Annotated in this window: 11 protein-coding genes; 8 read left to right on the top strand and 3 right to left on the bottom strand. The window is 57.4% G+C overall.

The annotated features are described in order from the left end of the window. Positions 1 to 39: 39 nt before the first annotated feature. From glgB to glgP, 5 genes are read left to right on the top strand one after another with little or no spacing between them, the layout of a single operon-like run. Entirely contained in the window at positions 40 to 2,226 is a 2,187-nt protein-coding gene (gene glgB, locus SP99_RS20875) for a 1,4-alpha-glucan branching enzyme (protein WP_047959625.1), read from the top strand. Further along, entirely contained in the window at positions 2,223 to 4,196 is a 1,974-nt protein-coding gene (gene glgX / locus SP99_RS20870) for a glycogen debranching protein GlgX (RefSeq protein WP_047959624.1), read from the top strand. Before glgB ends, glgX begins: the two co-directional genes overlap by 4 nt. Before the next feature lie 17 nt (positions 4,197 to 4,213). Then, the gene (glgC, locus tag SP99_RS20865; protein WP_008503066.1) at positions 4,214 to 5,509 is read left to right on the top strand and encodes a glucose-1-phosphate adenylyltransferase; all 1,296 of its coding nucleotides are present in this window, start codon (positions 4,214 to 4,216) and stop codon (positions 5,507 to 5,509) included. After that, complete coding sequence (gene glgA, locus SP99_RS20860) at positions 5,509 to 6,942, top strand: glycogen synthase GlgA (RefSeq protein WP_025759652.1); 1,434 nt, start codon at positions 5,509 to 5,511, stop codon at positions 6,940 to 6,942. Before glgC ends, glgA begins: the two co-directional genes overlap by 1 nt. An 18-nt stretch (positions 6,943 to 6,960) precedes the next feature. Beyond that, positions 6,961 to 9,408: a glycogen phosphorylase gene (glgP, locus tag SP99_RS20855; RefSeq protein WP_025759653.1), complete on the top strand. Its 2,448-nt coding sequence runs from the start codon at positions 6,961 to 6,963 to the stop codon at positions 9,406 to 9,408. A gap of 89 nt (positions 9,409 to 9,497) precedes the next feature. On the opposite strand, the gene SP99_RS20850 is transcribed toward glgP, so the two are convergent. Together SP99_RS20850 and glpD are read right to left on the bottom strand one after the other, a co-directional pair. Further along, positions 9,498 to 10,640: an IS481 family transposase gene (locus tag SP99_RS20850; RefSeq protein ID WP_047958346.1), complete on the bottom strand. Its 1,143-nt coding sequence runs from the start codon at positions 10,638 to 10,640 to the stop codon at positions 9,498 to 9,500. Between the two features lie 127 nt (positions 10,641 to 10,767). Next, positions 10,768 to 12,276, bottom strand: coding sequence for a glycerol-3-phosphate dehydrogenase (glpD, locus tag SP99_RS20845; RefSeq protein WP_025758126.1), 1,509 nt, complete (start codon positions 12,274 to 12,276; stop codon positions 10,768 to 10,770). A gap of 188 nt (positions 12,277 to 12,464) precedes the next feature. Between glpD and glpE the strand changes: the two genes are divergently transcribed. The 3 genes from glpE to SP99_RS20830 are packed head-to-tail and all read left to right on the top strand — an operon-like array spanning position 12,465 to position 14,450. Beyond that, positions 12,465 to 12,797 (top strand): thiosulfate sulfurtransferase GlpE, encoded by a 333-nt coding sequence (gene glpE, locus SP99_RS20840; protein WP_003861590.1) that lies wholly within the window; start codon positions 12,465 to 12,467, stop codon positions 12,795 to 12,797. Between the two features lie 47 nt (positions 12,798 to 12,844). Then, positions 12,845 to 13,675: a rhomboid family intramembrane serine protease GlpG gene (glpG, locus tag SP99_RS20835; protein WP_047959623.1), complete on the top strand. Its 831-nt coding sequence runs from the start codon at positions 12,845 to 12,847 to the stop codon at positions 13,673 to 13,675. Between the two features lie 16 nt (positions 13,676 to 13,691). Beyond that, positions 13,692 to 14,450 carry a DeoR/GlpR family transcriptional regulator gene (locus SP99_RS20830; RefSeq protein WP_025758123.1) on the top strand — a complete coding sequence of 253 codons (759 nt, stop codon included), beginning with the start codon at positions 13,692 to 13,694 and terminating at the stop codon, positions 14,448 to 14,450. A gap of 62 nt (positions 14,451 to 14,512) precedes the next feature. Here the strand turns inward: SP99_RS20830 and malT are convergent, their stop codons facing one another. Continuing rightward, the gene (gene malT, locus SP99_RS20825; protein WP_045285989.1) at positions 14,513 to 17,218 is read right to left on the bottom strand and encodes an HTH-type transcriptional regulator MalT; all 2,706 of its coding nucleotides are present in this window, start codon (positions 17,216 to 17,218) and stop codon (positions 14,513 to 14,515) included. Positions 17,219 to 17,798: the final 580 nt, after the last annotated feature.

Here is a 17,798-nt window from a genome sequence, read left to right as displayed (position 1 = left end):
GCGCTAAAAAGGACGACATAAAAAAACAGGATGAATACCATGTCCGATCGTATTTCGAGAGACGTGATTAATGCGCTTATTGCGGGTCATTTTGCCGACCCCTTTTCTGTGCTAGGGATGCACCGTACTGAGGCCGGGCTCGAAGTCCGTGCGTTGTTACCGGATGCGACGGAAGTCTGGGTGATTGAACCCAAAACCGGCCGCAAGGTGGGTAATCTGGAATGCCTCGATTCGCGTGGCTTCTTCTCAGGCGTCATGCCTCGTCGTAAAAACCCCTTTCGTTACCAGCTCGCCGTCATTTGGCACGGCCAGCAAAACCTGATTGACGACCCCTATAGCTTTGGCCCGCTCTTAAAAGAGATGGACGCCTGGCTGCTGTCCGAAGGGACCCATCTGCGTCCTTATGAAACGCTGGGTGCCCATGCGGATACGATGGATGGGATCACCGGCACGCGGTTTGCCGTGTGGGCACCCAATGCCCAGCGGGTCTCCGTGGTGGGGCAGTTCAACTACTGGGACGGGCGTCGTCACCCGATGCGCCTGCGCCGGGAAACCGGCATCTGGGAGCTGTTTATCCCCGGGGCGCACAACGGGCAGCTCTATAAGTTCGAGATGATCGATGCCAACGGCAAGCTGCGCATTAAATCCGACCCTTACGCCTTTGAAGCGCAGATGCGCCCGGACACCGCCTCGCTGATCTGCGGCCTGCCGGAGAAAGTTGTGCAGACCGAGGAGCGCAAACAGGCCAACCGATTCGATGCGCCGATCTCCGTCTATGAGGTGCATCTCGGCTCCTGGCGTCGCCACACGGATAACAACTTCTGGCTGAGCTACCGCGAGCTGGCGGACCAGCTGGTGCCGTACGCCAAATGGATGGGCTTTACCCACCTTGAGCTGCTGCCGGTTAACGAACACCCGTTCGACGGCAGCTGGGGCTATCAACCTACCGGGCTGTATGCGCCAACGCGCCGCTTCGGCACGCGTGATGATTTCCGCTATTTCATCGATGCCGCGCACGCCGCCGGGCTGAACGTCATCCTCGACTGGGTGCCGGGCCATTTCCCGGCGGACGATTTCGCGCTGGCCGAGTTTGACGGCACAAAGCTGTACGAGCACAGCGATCCGCGTGAAGGCTATCACCAGGACTGGAATACGCTGATCTATAACTACGGGCGTCGTGAAGTCGCGAACTACCTTGTCGGGAACGCGCTGTACTGGATCGAGCGCTTCGGCATTGACGCCCTGCGCGTGGATGCGGTGGCGTCGATGATCTACCGCGACTACAGCCGCAAAGAGGGCGAGTGGATCCCGAACGAATTTGGCGGCCGCGAAAACCTGGAAGCGATTGAGTTCCTGCGTAACACCAACCGCATTATCGGCGAGCAGGTTGAGGGCGCGGTGACGATGGCGGAAGAGTCGACTGACTTTGCCGGCGTCTCCCGTCCACCGTCAATGGGCGGTCTGGGCTTCTGGTACAAGTGGAACCTCGGCTGGATGCACGACACGCTCGACTACATGAAACTCGATCCGGTTTATCGTCAGTATCATCACGATAAATTTACGTTCGGGATGCTCTACAACTACACCGAAAACTTCATGCTGCCGCTGTCGCACGATGAGGTGGTGCACGGCAAGAAATCCATTCTCGACCGCATGCCGGGCGACGCGTGGCAGAAGTTTGCCAACCTGCGCGCCTACTATGGCTGGATGTTTGCCTTCCCCGGTAAAAAACTGCTGTTTATGGGCAATGAGTTCGCCCAGGGACGCGAGTGGAACCACGATTCCAGCCTCGACTGGCATCTGCTGGAAGGAGGCGATAACTGGCATCACGGCGTGCAGCGTCTGGTCCGTGACCTGAACCTGACCTACCGCCATCACAAAGCGCTGCACGAGCTGGACTTTGATCCTTACGGCTTTGAGTGGCTGGTGGTGGATGACCATGCGCGCTCGGTGTTTGTCTTTGTGCGTCGTGACAAGGCGGGTAACGAGATTATCGTCGCCAGCAACTTCACGCCCGTTCCGCGCCACCATTACCGCTTCGGGATTAATCAGGCGGGTAAATGGCGTGAAATTCTCAACACCGATTCAATGCATTACCACGGCAGCAACGCCGGTAACGGCGGGCTGGTGCAGAGCGATGCCATCGAAAGCCACGGGCGGCCAAACTCCCTGAGCCTGACGCTGCCGCCGCTTAGCACTGTCTGGCTGGTGCGGGAGGGCGAATGACGCAGCTTACGGCAGGTAAACCCGAACCGCTCGGGGCGAGTTTTGACGGAAAGGGGGTTAATTTCACCCTCTTTTCCGCCCACGCTGAGCGGGTAGAACTGTGCGTGTTTGACGGTGAAGGTAACGAACACCGTTATGATTTACCTGCCCGCACCGGGGATACCTGGCACGGTTACCTGGCCGGAGGTCGGCCAGGGTTGCACTATGGCTTTCGCGTGCACGGTCCGTGGGAACCCGCGCAGGGACACTGGTTTAACCCTGCGAAGCTGTTGATTGACCCGTGCGCGCACCGCGTGGACGGTGAATTTAAAGACGACCTGCTATTCCACGTGGGCTACGGCGAGCCCGACCACCGCGACAGCGCGCCCGTCGCGCCAAAAAGCGTGGTGGTGAACGATCTCTATGACTGGGAAGACGATGCCCCGCCGCACACGCCGTGGGGCAATACCGTCATTTATGAAGCCCACGTCAAAGGGCTGACCTACCTGCACCCGTCGATCCCCAAAGAGATGCGCGGCACCTACAAGGCGCTTGGGCATCCGACGATGGTCGCCTACCTGAAACACCTTGGCATTACCGCCCTGGAACTGCTGCCCGTCGCCCATTTCGCCAGCGAGCCTCGCCTGCAGCGGCTGGGGCTGAGCAACTACTGGGGCTACAACCCGCTGGCGATGTTCGCGCTTGAGCCGCGTTATGCCGTCCATCCTGACAAGGCGCGGGACGAGTTTCGCGACGCGGTGAAGGCGCTCCATGCGGCGGGTATTGAGGTCATTCTGGACGTGGTGCTGAACCACAGTGCGGAAAGCGATCTCGATGGCCCGACGCTCTCCATGCGCGGAATTGATAACCGTAGCTATTATTGGATCAGGCAGGATGGCGATTATGAGAACTGGACCGGCTGCGGTAACACCCTCAATCTCAGCCATCCGGCGGTCACGCATTTTGCGTATGAATGCCTGAAATACTGGGTAGACACGTTCCACGTCGACGGTTTTCGTTTCGACCTCGCGCCCGTCATGGGGCGCACGCCGGCGTTCAGCCAGCAGGCGCCGCTGTTTGAGGCGATAAAAAATTGTCCGGTGCTCTCGCAGGTGAAGCTCATCGCGGAGCCGTGGGACATCGGTGAAGGCGGCTATCAGGTCGGGAATTTCCCGCCGCTGTTTGCCGAGTGGAACGATCATTATCGCGATGCCGTGCGCCGCTTCTGGCTGGAGCGGAATCTGTCGCTGGGGGAATTTGCCGGACGCTTTGCCGCATCCAGCGATCTCTTTAAGCGTGACGGTAAACACCCGTCAGCCACCATCAATCTGTTAACGGCGCATGACGGTTTTACCCTCAGGGACTGCGTTTGTTTCAATCAGAAACACAATGAGGCAAACGGCGAAGAGAATCGCGATGGCACTAACAATAACCATAGCTTTAATCATGGTATAGAAGGATTAGGCGGAAGTCTGGATGTTATCGAGCGGCGACGCGCCAGCGTACATGCGCTGCTGACAACGCTTTTATTGTCGCAGGGCACGCCGATGTTGCTGGCAGGCGATGAGCATGGCCACAGTCAGCACGGTAACAACAATGCGTATTGCCAGGACAACACCTTAACCTGGCTCGACTGGGGAGAAGCGAACAGCGGTTTGATCCACTTCACCGCGGCGCTGATCTATCTTCGCCAGCACATTCCCGCACTGACCGCCGACCGCTGGTGGGAAGAGGGTGACGGAAACGTTCGCTGGCTGAATAAAGACGCGCAACCGTTAAGCGCGCAAGAGTGGCAACACGGCGTACCCCGCCTGCAGATCCTGTTGTCGGATCGCTGGCTGGTCACGCTGAACGCGACGGATGACGTCGCAGAGATTGTTTTACCTGACGGGGAATGGCGCGCCGTTCCCCCCTTTGCCGGAGCGGATAATCCGGTAGTAATGGCTGTCTGGCACGGGCCTGCGCACGGAGTGTGCGTATTCCAAAGATGATAAAAAAGGAGTTAGTCATGGTTAGATTAGAGAAGAACGATCCCTTAATGTTGGCACGCCAGCTACCATTAAAAACGGTTGCCCTGATCCTTGCGGGTGGGCGTGGTACCCGTCTGAAAGATTTGACCATCAAGCGCGCCAAACCGGCTGTTCACTTTGGTGGTAAGTTCCGCATTATCGACTTTGCGCTCTCCAATTGCCTGAACTCAGGCATTCGCCGCATTGGCGTCATTACGCAGTATCAGTCGCACACGCTGGTTCAGCATATCCAGCGCGGCTGGTCATTCTTCAGCGAAGAGATGAACGAGTTTGTCGATCTGCTTCCTGCTCAGCAGCGCGTTCACGGGGAAAACTGGTACCGCGGCACGGCGGATGCAGTGACGCAGAACCTCGACATCATTCGCCGCTATAACGCGGAATACATCGTGATCCTCGCCGGGGACCACATCTACAAGCAAGATTACTCCCACATGCTCATCGACCACGTCGAAAAAGGGGCGCGCTGCACCGTGGCGTGTCTGCCGGTGCCCGTTGCTGAAGCGACGGCGTTTGGCGTGATGCACGTGGACGCGGACGACAAAATCATCGACTTCGTTGAAAAACCGGCGAACCCGCCAACCATGCCGGGTGATGACACCAAATCCCTTGCCAGCATGGGGATCTATGTCTTTGATGCCGATTATCTTTATGAGCTGCTGGAAGAAGACGACAAAGACGAAAATTCTAGCCACGACTTCGGTAAAGACATCATTCCGAAAATCACCAAAGCTGGCATGGCGTATGCACATCCATTCCCGTTGTCCTGCGTGCAGTCAGACCCGAATGCGGAACCTTACTGGCGCGATGTGGGAACGCTGGAAGCGTACTGGAAAGCGAACCTCGACTTAGCCTCCGTCACGCCTGAGCTGGATATGTACGATCAAAACTGGCCGATTCGTACACATATGGAATCGCTGCCGCCGGCCAAATTCGTTCAGGACCGCTCCGGTAGCCACGGTATGACGCTGAACTCGCTGGTGTCCGGCGGGTGCATCATTTCAGGCTCGGTGGTGGTGCAGTCGGTACTGTTCCCCCGCGTGCGGATAAATTCATTCTGTAATATCGATTCGGCAGTCTTGCTGCCGGATGTCTGGGTAGGGCGTTCGTGTCGTCTGCGTCGTTGCGTAATCGACCGTGCCTGCGTCATCCCTGAAGGGATGGTCATTGGGGAGAATGCGGAAGAAGACGCGCGTCGTTTCTACCGTTCGGAAGAGGGGATCGTGTTAGTCACACGGGAAATGTTGCGGAAGCTGCAAATCAAACAGGAGCGATGATGCAGGTTTTACACGTATGTTCTGAGATGTTCCCGTTATTAAAAACGGGCGGTCTGGCAGATGTACTTGGTGCATTACCGGCGGCGCAAATCGCCGGAGGCGTGGATACCCGAGTCCTGCTGCCCGCCTTCCCGGATATCCGGCGCGGTATACCTGATGCGAAAGTGGTGACCCGCCGTGACACGTTTGCCGGACGCATTACCCTGCTGTTTGGGCATTACAACGGTGTAGGGATCTACCTGATCGACGCGCCACACTTATACGACCGACCGGGCAGCCCGTATCACGATACGAACCTGTTCGCCTATACCGACAACGTGTTGCGCTTTGCGCTGCTTGGCTGGGTCGGTGCAGAAATGGCGACGGGGCTGGATCCGTTCTGGCGCCCGGATGTCGTGCATGCGCACGACTGGCACGCCGGGCTGGCCCCGGCATACCTGGCCGCGCGCGGCCACCCGGCGAAATCGGTCTTCACTGTGCATAACCTGGCCTATCAGGGGATGTACTATGCCCATCACATGAGTGAAATCGATCTGCCATTATCGTTCTATAACATGCATGGGCTGGAATTTAACGGGCAGATCTCGTTCCTGAAAGCCGGGCTCTATTACGCCGATCATATTACCGCCGTGAGCCCAACCTACGCCCGCGAAATTACCCAGCCTGAGTTTGGCTACGGTCTGGAGGGGCTGTTGCGCCAGCGCCATCGTGAAGGGCGCCTGTCGGGCATTCTGAACGGCGTCGACGAACAGATCTGGAGCCCGGAAACCGATCTCCTGCTGGCGTCGCGCTATGGCCGTGATTCGGTGGAAGACAAAGCGGAAAACAAACGCCAGCTGCAGATTGCGATGGGCCTGAAGGTTAACGACAAAGTGCCGCTGTTCGCGGTAGTGAGCCGCCTGACCAGCCAGAAAGGGCTGGATCTGGTGCTGGAGGCGCTGCCCGGTTTACTGGAGCAGGGGGGACAACTGGCCCTGCTCGGGGCGGGCGACCCGGTGCTGCAGGAAGGTTTCCTGGCCGCCGCCGCGGAACATCCGGGGCAGGTGGGCGTGCAGATTGGTTATCACGAGGCGTTTTCGCACCGCATTATGGGCGGCGCGGACGTCATTCTGGTGCCGAGCCGTTTCGAACCCTGCGGCCTGACGCAGCTCTACGGTCTGAAATACGGCACCCTGCCGCTGGTACGCCGCACGGGCGGGCTGGCGGATACGGTATCCGATAGCTCTCTGGAAAACCTGGCGGACGGTATCGCCAGCGGGTTTGTCTTTGAGGACAGTAATGCCTGGTCGCTGCTACGGGCGATTCGGCGTGCTTTCGTCTTGTGGTCCCGTCCATCGCTGTGGCGTTACGTCCAACGTCAGGCGATGTCCATGGACTTTAGCTGGCATGTCGCGGCGCAGTCGTACCGCGATCTTTATCAACGCTTGATGTAACGAGGCGAAGTTACTGATATGAACGCTCCCTTTAGCTACTCTTCACCCACGCTCAGCGTTGAGGCGTTAAAGCACTCCATCGCCTACAAGCTGATGTTCACCATCGGGAAAGATCCGGTTATCGCCAACAAGCACGAGTGGCTGAACGCCACCCTGTTTGCGGTGCGCGACCGCTTAGTGGAACGCTGGCTGCGCTCAAACCGCGCCCAGCTCTCGCAGGAAACGCGACAGGTTTACTACCTGTCGATGGAATTTTTGATTGGCCGCACCCTGTCCAATGCGCTGTTGTCGCTCGGTATTTATGACGACGTCAAAACCGCGCTGGAAGAGATGGGGTTAGATCTAGAAGAACTGATCGACGAAGAGAACGACCCGGGCCTCGGTAACGGCGGTCTGGGGCGTCTTGCCGCCTGCTTCCTCGACTCGCTGGCGACGCTGGCGCTGCCGGGCCGCGGCTACGGTATTCGCTACGACTACGGCATGTTCAAACAGAATATCGTCGACGGGCGCCAGAAAGAGTCACCGGACTACTGGCTGGAGTACGGTAACCCGTGGGAGTTCAAACGCCACAATACGCGTTACAAGGTGCGTTTTGGCGGGCGTATTCAGCAGGAAGGGAAAAAATCCCGCTGGGTAGAAACCGAAGAGATCCTGGCCGTGGCCTACGACCAGATTATCCCCGGCTACGACACCGATGCCACCAACACGCTGCGCCTGTGGAGCGCGCAGGCCAGTAGTGAAATCAACCTCGGTAAATTTAACCAGGGTGACTACTTCGCGGCGGTGGAGGATAAAAACCACTCCGAGAATGTGTCTCGCGTGCTGTACCCGGACGACTCGACCTATTCCGGCCGTGAGCTGCGCCTGCGTCAGGAATATTTCCTCGTCTCCGCGACGATTCAGGATATCCTCAGCCGCCACCATCAGCTGCACAGAACCTACGCCAATCTGGCGGAGAAAACGGCGATTCACCTCAACGACACCCACCCGGTGCTCTCCATTCCGGAACTGATGCGCCTGCTCATTGACGAGCATAAGTTCAGCTGGGACGACGCCTTTGAGGTGACCTGCCAGGTGTTCTCGTACACCAACCACACGCTGATGAGCGAAGCGCTGGAGACCTGGCCGGTGGATATGCTGGGCAAGATCCTGCCGCGCCATCTGCAGATTATCTTTGAGATTAACGACTACTTCCTCAAGACCCTGCAGGAGCAGTACCCGAACGATACTGGCCTGCTGAGCCGGGCATCCATCATTGATGAATCCAACGGCCGCCGCGTGCGCATGGCCTGGCTGGCGGTGGTGATCAGCCACAAGGTGAACGGGGTATCTGAGCTGCACTCAAACCTGATGGTGCAGTCGCTGTTTGCGGATTTCGCGAAGATTTTCCCGACGCGCTTCTGCAACGTTACCAACGGCGTTACGCCGCGCCGCTGGCTGGCGCTGGCTAACCAGCCGCTCTCTGAGGTGCTGGACGAGAATATCGGCCGCACCTGGCGTACCGATTTGAGCCAGTTGAGCGAGCTTGAACAGCATATTGATTTCCCGACGGTGAATAAGGCCGTGCGCGAAGCCAAGCTGCTGAACAAAAAACGGCTGGCGGTCTGGCTGGCGCTCCACCTCAACGTGGTGGCCAACCCGAAAGCGTTGTTCGACGTGCAGATCAAACGCATCCACGAATACAAGCGTCAGCTGATGAACGTGCTGCACGTGATCACCCATTACAACCGCATCAAGGCCGATCCAACGGCGGAATGGGTTCCGCGCGTGAAGATCTTTGCCGGTAAGGCGGCTTCCGCCTATTACATGGCGAAGCACATCATTCATCTGATCAACGATGTGGCGAAGGTGGTAAACCAGGATCCGGATATTGGTGACAAGCTGAAGGTGGTGTTTATCCCGAACTACAGCGTCAGCCTGGCGCAGCTGATCATCCCGGCGGCGGATCTCTCTGAGCAGATCTCCACCGCGGGAACGGAAGCCTCCGGCACCAGTAACATGAAGTTTGCCCTCAACGGCGCGCTGACTATCGGTACCCTGGACGGGGCGAACGTCGAGATGCTGGAGCATGTGGGGGAAGAGAATATCTTTATCTTCGGTAATACGACGGAAGAGGTGGAGGCGCTGCGCCGGAAAGGCTACTCGCCGCGTGAATATTACGAAGAGGATGAAGAGCTACGTCAGGTGCTGACGCAGATTGCGACCGGCGTGTTTAGCCCTGAGGAGCCGGGCCGTTACCGCGACCTGGTGGATTCGCTGATTAACTTTGGTGACCACTACCAGGTACTGGCAGATTATCGCAGCTATGTGGATTGTCAGGACAGGGTGGACGAGCTGTACCGTCAGCAGGAGAAGTGGACCAGTGCCGCGATGCATAACATCGCCAATATGGGGTATTTCTCGTCTGACAGGACCATCAAGGAGTATGCCGAGACGATCTGGCATATTGATCCGGTGCGGTTGTAAAAACAACCCCTCACCCTGACCCTCTCCCCAGAGGGGTGTACGGTCCGGGGACATGGTAGACAGGTGTTCGGGGACATGGTGAACACTTTTTAACATCCTTTACCCATGGTGATCGACTTTTTCTTCAGGTCGATCACCCCCACTTTCGTGCTGTACCACCACACTTCATAGCAGCCATCCTCCTGCGTCTCCTTCAGTCCGACCCGCTCTCCCCTGAACGCTTTACCCGCGCTCAGACTTACCCCTTTAACGCTCAGCTTTCCGCTGATATCCACTTTCCTGACCATCACGCCCTCGTCGTATTCCGGGGGCGTTGTGTTGCCGCTGTACCGTCGCGATGACGGCTGATACCGCGAGCCCGGTACCGCCATATCCAGCGCCTCATGCGGGCGTTCAAGGTTATAGACCGTCCGCCAGTGGTCGAAGGCGCGCTGCAGTTCACCGCTGTCCGCGAACCACTTCCCCTGCAGCACTTCCGCCTTCAGGCTGCGGTGAAAACGCTCCAGCTTGCCCTGCGTCTGCGGATGATACGGCCGGGAGTGCCCCACCCGGATACCCTGGCGCATCAGCCACAGCTCCAGTGCCGTCCAGGTGCCGGTGGTGTCTCCCCACGGTGAGCCGTTATCCATCGTCATCCTGTCCGGCAGGCCGTAGCGTTCAAACACGCTGACCAGCTGCTGCTGCACGGTCTCTCGACGTTCATCGTTACAGTGCACCAGGCACAGGGAAAAACGGGAGTGGTCGTCCAGCAAAGTGAGCGGATGGCAGCGGCCACCGCCAAAGGGAAAGTGGCCCTTAAAATCCATCTGCCAGAGCCGGTTGGGCGCGTCATGTTCGAACCGTCCCGTGGCGGGAATGCCCGGTGAAGTGCCCGGCAGCAGGCCGTGACGGGCCATCAGGGTATGAACGGTGCTGAAGGCGGGCATGGTGTGCCCCTGGTCTTCCAGCCAGCGTTTAATCTTGCGGGCTCCCCAGCGTTGATGACGGTCATGGGCCATGCGCAGCAGGGCAGTGATGTCGTCAGATGAGCGGTTCGGGGAATGGTGCGGTATGCGCGGGCGGTCCTGAAGGCCGGAGGCCCCTTCCTCCGCCCAGCGACGAAGCCACTTGTAGCCGGTGGCAGGTGAAATGCCGAAGCGACGGCAGAGGGAACGGATGTTCGCCCCGTCCTGCGAGGCGAACAAAACAAACTCGGTACGTAATGACATGGTATCTCTCGCATCCCAGGGCATAAGCGACTCCATAAACGGATTCTTATGCCTTAGTTGTAAGTGTCTACCATGTCCCCGAACAAGCGTTCACTATGTCCCCGGACCGTACAAGGGGAGAGGGCTGGGGTGAGGGGACAGGCCGCACACATCAAGACGCCAGCGACAGCTCACGCTTCCCCGCATGCTGCAGCAACCACTGCGCCACGCGGGACTGCTGTTCGGCGTTAAGCCACATCCCTTCTTTGGTACGACGCCAGATGGCATCGTCCAGACGGCGAACCCATTCGTGTTCGACCAGATAACGCAGCTCGGCTTCGTACAGCTCGTGACCGAAATGTTCGCCCAGATCGGCAAGCGCTTTCGCGTCACCCAGGAGCAGTTCGGTGTTGCTGCCGTAGGTGCGGGCATAGTGGCGTGCCATCCCCTCGGTGATGAACGGGAAGCGACGACGCAGCTTCGCGGCGTAATCATCGCGGTTGCCGCCAATATCACCGCCGGGCAGTACCGCGTCTTTGGTCCATGCCGGGCCAATGCCTTTGTAGTACGGTGCCAGTTTTTCCAGCGCGTGCTCGGCCAGCTTACGGTAGGTGGTGAGCTTACCGCCAAACACCGACAGCAGCGGCGCCTGACCGTCTACGTCGTGAATATCAAGCGTATAGTCGCGGGTGATGGCCTGCGGGGAATCCGATTCATCATCGCACAGCGGACGCACGCCGGAGTAAGTCCAGACCACGTCATCGCGCGACAGCTGTTTCTTAAAGTGCGCGTTATACACTTTCAGCAGGTAGTTAACTTCGCTCTCGTCGATCTCAACGTTTTTCGGATCGCCTTTGTACTCCACGTCGGTGGTGCCGATGATCGAGAATTCGTCCATCCACGGGATGACGAACACAATGCGCTTGTCTTCGTTCTGCAGAATGTAGGCCTGTTTCTGGGTATGCACGCGCGGCACCACAATATGGCTGCCTTTGATCAGGCGAATGCCGTACGGGGAGGGCAGATGCATACCGTCGTCAAAGAACTGTTTCACCCACGGACCGGTGGCGTTCACCAGGCCGCGCGCTTTCCAGCTGAATTTCTCGCCGGTATCGATATCTTCCGCTTCGACAATCCACAGGCCGTTTTCACGGCGGGCGGCGGTGGCACGGGTGCGGGTTTTCACCTCGCCGCCTTTCTTCTCGACCATCTGCGCATTCGCCAGCACCAGGCGCGCATCGTCCACCCAGCAGTCGGAATATTCGAAACCGCGCACGATTTCAGGTTTAAGGACCGATTCTGAGCCAAAACGCAAACCGGTCGAACCCGGCAGGCTGGTGCGTTTACCCAGATGATCGTACATAAACAGACCGATTCGGATCATCCACGCCGGACGCAGATGCGGGCGATGGGGCAGGCGGAAGCGCATCGGAATCGCCAGATGCGGCGCCATTTTTAACAGCACTTCACGTTCAGCCAGTGCTTCACTGACCAGGCGGAATTCGTAGTGTTCCAGGTAGCGCAGGCCACCGTGAATCAGTTTGGAGCTGGCGGACGAGGTCGCACAGGCGAGATCGTTAGCTTCCAGCATCAGTACGGATAAGCCGCGTCCTGCGGCATCGACCGCAATACCGGCACCGTTGATGCCACCGCCTATCACAATCAGATCTTTGGTTTCCATAACACCCTCACGCACTTTCGTTAAAGCTCAGAAATGTTCGATATCGCTCATAATAGCAAAGGAACGCGCTTTTGGTAACATCAAAAAAACAATTTAGAGTGATATGGATAACATAATGGCGTTTACCCGCCGCCAGGACGTACACTACGCGGTAAAATCATGTCGCCGACCACTGTAAAGAGAACACCATGGATCAGTTTGAATGTATTAACGTAGAAGAAGCCCACCAGAAGATGCACCAGGGAAAAGCGGTGCTGGTGGACATCCGCGATCCGCAGAGTTTTGCGATGGGCCACACGCCAGGCGCGTTCCATCTCACCAACGACACGCTGGGCGCCTTTATGCGCGATAACGACTTCGACACGCCGGTGATGGTGATGTGCTACCACGGCAACAGCAGTAAAGGCGCGGCGCAGTATCTGCTTCAGCAGGGTTACGAGGCGGTATACAGCGTCGATGGTGGCTTCGATGCCTGGCATCGCCATTTCCCGGCGGAAGTGGAATACGCTTTTGAGCGCTGATCCCGCTATACTGTCCCCTTTTGTGTGGAAATAAGCGACCGCTGCCCATGTTGATGATCACCTCTTTTACCAACCCGCGCGTCGCCCAGGCGTTTGTCGACTATATGGCGACGCAGGGCGTTATTCTGACCATCCAGCAACATACACAGACCGACGTCTGGCTGGCCGATGAGAGCCAGGCCGGGCGGGTAAACGACGAGCTGGCGCGTTTTCTGGAAAACCCTGGTGACCCGCGCTATCTGGCGGCAAGCTGGCAGTCGGGCCAGACAGGTAGCGGATTGCACTACAGCCGCTTTCCTTTTCTTGCCACCATTCGCGAGCGCGCAGGCCCGTTTACGCTGCTGCTGATGGCGGCCTGCATTATCGTCTTCATTATCATGAACGTGGTGGGCGACCAGAGCGTCATGATCGCCCTGGCGTGGCCGTATGACCCGTCTCTTAATTTTGACGTCTGGCGCTACTTTACCCACGCGCTGATGCACTTCTCGGTGATGCATATCCTCTTTAACCTGCTCTGGTGGTGGTATCTCGGCGGTGCCGTGGAGAAGCGTCTGGGCAGCGGGAAGCTGATCGTTATCACCATTATTAGCGCCCTGCTGAGCGGCTATGTGCAGCACAAATTCAGCGGCCCGTGGTTTGGCGGGCTCTCCGGCGTGGTGTATGCCCTGATGGGCTATGTCTGGCTCAGGGGGGAGCGTGACCCTGAAAGTGGCATTTATCTGCAGCGCGGATTAATAACCTTTGCGTTAATATGGCTTATTGCCGGATGGTTTGATCTGTTTGGTATGTCTATCGCCAATGGTGCGCACGTCACCGGGCTGGCCGTTGGGCTGGCGATGGCCTTTGCCGACACGCTCCATGCGCGAAAACGAACATAATTCTCAGGGATAATTGATGAAACAAACACAACGCCATGACGCCATTATCGAACTGGTAAAAAAACAGGGATACGTCAGCACCGAAGAGCTGGTTGAGCAGTTTGCCGTCAGCCCACAAACCATCCGTCGTGACCTGAACGACCTGGCCGATCAAAACCGCATTCTGCGCCACCACGGCGGCGCGGCGCTGCCGTCCAGCTCGGTCAACACCTCCTGGCACGACCGCAAAGCCACGCAAACGGCAGAAAAAGAGCGCATTGCCCGTAAAGTGGCCAGCCAGATCCCCAACGGGGCGACGCTGTTTATTGATATCGGCACCACGCCGGAAGCGGTGGCCCATGCCCTGCTGGATCACGAGAACCTGCGCATCGTTACCAACAACCTGAACGTGGCCAATACTCTGATGCAGAAAGACGATTTCCGCATTATTCTCGCCGGCGGTGAACTGCGCAGCCGCGATGGCGGGATTATCGGTGAAGCGACGCTCGATTTTATCTCTCAGTTCCGTCTCGACTTCGGCATTCTCGGGATTAGCGGCATCGACAGCGACGGCTCGCTGCTGGAATTTGATTACCACGAAGTACGCACCAAGCGGGCGATCATTGAAAACTCGCGCCACGTGATGCTGGTTGTGGATCACTCGAAGTTTGGCCGTAACGCGATGGTCAACATGGGCAGCATCAGCATGGTGGATGCGGTCTATACCGACGTGATGCCGCCGGCGGGCGTTATGCAGGTGATTAAAGATAATAATTTGCAGTTAGAGTTGTGTTGAGAAGCCTTTCTCCCTCTCCCTGTGGGAGAGGGCCGGGGTGAGGGCATCAGACCGCAAAGGACTTACACTCCGTATCCCATCATCTTCAACAATTGCTGCGCATGCTGTACCGCATCCTGACGATGCGCCACACCCAGCTTCTGATACAGATTACGAATATGCGTTTTGATGGTGGTCGCCGCTACCGCCAGCTCACCGGCAATCTGCTCATTGCTGTAACCGGAATAGATCAGCCCCAAAACCTGCCATTCGCGCTGAGTCAGCGGGCTGGTACGGATCAGTTCCGGCACTTCAGGGTGGTTCAGCAGACGTTCAACGAAGTTCTCGTCGAAATGGGCAAACTTGTGGCGATGATGCTGGTTAATCTCGCGCAGAATGCGCTGGGCGCGATGCTGATCCAGCTCCGGCAGCGTATTGAGCTGAATAAGCTGACGCAGCTGCTGCGCCATCACTTCACCTTCAATCACAAAGTGGCTGATAAACCCGGTGCGGTTAGCCAGCTGTAGCGCCTCCAGCAGCACGCGCTGCGCATCGTTTTTACGGCCCGCCTGCCAGTAGAGCTGGTTTTGCAGGAGCAGGTTGCGGTTGAGGTCGCTCATCAGACGCAGGCTGCGCGCGTTCTCGTTCAACTCCTCCAGCACAATCTCTGCGGGCTCTAATTCACCAAGCAGGATCTGCGCGCGGGCAATGTTGCGCCACTGGCTCTGCAGGAAATGGTTATTGGCAAATTCCGGTTTTGGCGTCTGGCGTAACCAGTTGGCGGCGGATTTTTTATCGCCGGTCATCTGCCAGTAAATCACCCGGACCTTATCGGCGTTTGAAACCCAGTCGCTATGATACTGACCGTTGCCGAGCAGGTTTTCCAGGCGGTTAAGATGGTTGCGGGCGTTATCGAGATCGCCGCGCGCCAGCGAGCACTGCACCAGCAGCGCCAGACACTGTAGCTGCTGCTGAGGCTGGAAGCTGGAGAGGACGTCCACACCCTGGCGGGCGCAGCTTTCGGCTTCATCCAGACGCGACCATGCCCACAGGAGCTGAGCGCGAATACGCAGCAGGAACTCGTGCATCGGCAGTTGTTCAAGATGCTGTTCACGAATCAGCTGGAACGCTTTTTCCTGGTTTTCCCAGGCGGCCTGCAGGAACCCCTGCGCGAACAAAATTTCGCTTTGCTGGATCAGGCTCCACAGCGCGTAATGCCAGACATCATGGCGACGCGCCATCTGCTCGGTTTGTTGCATCAGCGACAGGGAACGCGTCAGCTCGCCTTTGCAGTGCAGTACTTCACCGTGTACCGACGTGGCAACAATCCGGCTGTAGAAGTTGGCGAGCGGCAGTTCATCCAGGGCAACCATCGCCAGGCGTTCAGCCTCATCCGGGTCGCCGTCGTTAATTGCTACCTGGGCCCGCAGGGCGTTAAATTCACCGTGCAGGGGCGTATCCATGTTGCTTTCCATCTCCTGCTCCGCGCGGGCCAGCAGGGTGTTCACTTCGCTGTAGCGATGCTGGCTCTGCATCAGCCAGGCCTGAAGCAGCACCAGACGTGGGTTCTCCAGCAGGCTTTCCCACGGCAGGGCTTTAAGCGACTCTTCCAGCAGCGTCAGTTCGCTGTGGTTAAACAGGCCCCACGCATGGTTGAGAAGGATATCGCGCAGCATGCTGGCATCACCCGCCGCCAGGGCGTGGTGAATGGCTTCGCTCGGGAAACCCTGCGCCATCCAGCTTTCGGCGGCGGCGCGGTGAATTTCCGGTAGTTCAACCGCCAGCTCCCACTGGCAACGCTGGCGCAGGAAGCTGCCAAACAACGGATGATAACTAAACCACTCGCCGGGGTCGTCCATGCGGGTCAGGAACAGGCCCTGACGTTCAATCTCTTCAAGCTGTAGCTGACCGTTTTCACACCCAGTCACGCGCACGATTAACGCATCGTTCATGGAGCGTAGCAGCGAGCTTTTCAGCAGGAAATTGCGGGTCGCCGGATCAACGCTGTTCAGCACCTCATCCACGAGGTAATCCGAAAGGTGGCTGGCGTTGATGCCCGCCAGGCGGCGCGCAGACTGATGTGCCGGGCTGTTGTTTTGTCGTGCAGAGAGGGCGATGAGCTGCAGCGCCGTCGCCCAGCCGGCGACGTCGTCGCACAGGCGGCTGCTTTCGGCGGCCTCAATCGGTGACGTCAGGCGGCAGTCAAAGAACTGTTTTGCTTCCTGGTGGGTAAAGGCCAGTTGCTGGCTGCCCACTTCGAGAAGCTGATCGCGCACGCGCAGGTTTGCAATCCCCAGCTGTGGCAGATTGCGTGACAGCACCACTAAGGTCAGGTTTTCCGGCTGATGACGCAGGAAGAAACGCATCGATTCATGAATCACCGGGTTGGTAATGAGGTGGTAATCATCAATCACCACGTATAGCGGACGATGCCATTCGGCCAGCTCGATAAACAGCTGGGAGAAAAGGGAGGACAGGCTGGCGTACTGGCGCTTTTGCACCATCACCTCGCTGGCGACGCAGTGTCCATTGGTTGCCTGCTGAATAGCGGCAATCAGATAGCTGGCAAAACGCTCTTGCTGGTTATCGCCCTCATCAAGGGAGTACCAGCCAAGATCGCTCTTACCTGCTGCCCATTGCGAAATGAGCGTTGTTTTTCCATAACCTGCAGGGCTCGTAACCAGCGCCAGTCGGAAATTATGTGCGCCGGAAAGTTTAGCCAACAGACGCTCGCGGACCACGGTATGGTCAAGGCGAACCGGGCGACTTAATTTTGACGGAATCAACATAGGTTTCACTTCACTGTGGGGACGAGAGATTTTATTTTTTTTGCGCTTCGTAATTAATAGATATAAGGTCGGCCAATAAGTTAACTATTGCAAGTTATGTCTGAATTTGGTGGCTCTGAATTTGCACTCTGTCACAAAACATTCAGGCGGATGGCGGAACTTTCTGGAAAGGGCTTTGATGCCTTGTCAGTGCTGGCTTGTATGGCTGTGTTGCGGCTGCGCTGAAACTGGTTTCAGAAAGGGATAGTGACGGAAAATTTAATATACCCGGTGTAAAGTTAAGGGGGATTAATAATCTCCTTAGTAATGACCTGATTGCAGAAATATTATTCTACGTAAGTAATCATTTCAGCGCGTTTTAATTTCAGCCGAAACCGCATTTCATTTCTTTGACATTCTCCACGGTGACTATTTCCTCTTCCGGGCACACTCGAACTATGCTCTGAGAGTGGCCTCGATCACACTTTTCTGCTCATCCCCGCTACTCCTCCCTGTCTAATCCCCCGCGGGAGGAGGAAGAGGTGAAATGAGCCAGGCACACTAGCGCCAACTTGTGTTTTCTTTCTAAAGGATGCCGATC

Origin of the sequence: Enterobacter sp. BIDMC92, from assembly GCF_001030225.1 — a bacterium.
GTDB lineage: Bacteria > Pseudomonadota > Gammaproteobacteria > Enterobacterales > Enterobacteriaceae > Enterobacter > Enterobacter sichuanensis.
The sequence above is the reverse complement of the archived record's forward strand: the minus strand, read 5'-3'. Positions and strand labels throughout refer to the sequence as shown.

Bases quoted from the DNA above. Each gene is read 5' to 3' on its own strand.
- glgB (WP_047959625.1), top strand. From the start codon at position 40: ATGTCCGATCGTATTTCGAGAGACGTGATTAATGCGCTTATTGCGGGT.
- glgA (WP_025759652.1), top strand. From the start codon at position 5,509: ATGCAGGTTTTACACGTATGTTCTGAGATGTTCCCGTTATTAAAAACG.
- glpD (WP_025758126.1), bottom strand. From the start codon at position 12,276: ATGGAAACCAAAGATCTGATTGTGATAGGCGGTGGCATCAACGGTGCC.
- glgC (WP_008503066.1), top strand. From the start codon at position 4,214: ATGGTTAGATTAGAGAAGAACGATCCCTTAATGTTGGCACGCCAGCTA.
- glpE (WP_003861590.1), top strand. From the start codon at position 12,465: ATGGATCAGTTTGAATGTATTAACGTAGAAGAAGCCCACCAGAAGATG.
- glpG (WP_047959623.1), top strand. From the start codon at position 12,845: ATGTTGATGATCACCTCTTTTACCAACCCGCGCGTCGCCCAGGCGTTT.
- glgP (WP_025759653.1), top strand. From the start codon at position 6,961: ATGAACGCTCCCTTTAGCTACTCTTCACCCACGCTCAGCGTTGAGGCG.
- SP99_RS20850 (WP_047958346.1), bottom strand. From the start codon at position 10,640: ATGCCCTGGGATGCGAGAGATACCATGTCATTACGTACCGAGTTTGTT.
- SP99_RS20830 (WP_025758123.1), top strand. From the start codon at position 13,692: ATGAAACAAACACAACGCCATGACGCCATTATCGAACTGGTAAAAAAA.
- glgX (WP_047959624.1), top strand. From the start codon at position 2,223: ATGACGCAGCTTACGGCAGGTAAACCCGAACCGCTCGGGGCGAGTTTT.
- malT (WP_045285989.1), bottom strand. From the start codon at position 17,218: ATGTTGATTCCGTCAAAATTAAGTCGCCCGGTTCGCCTTGACCATACC.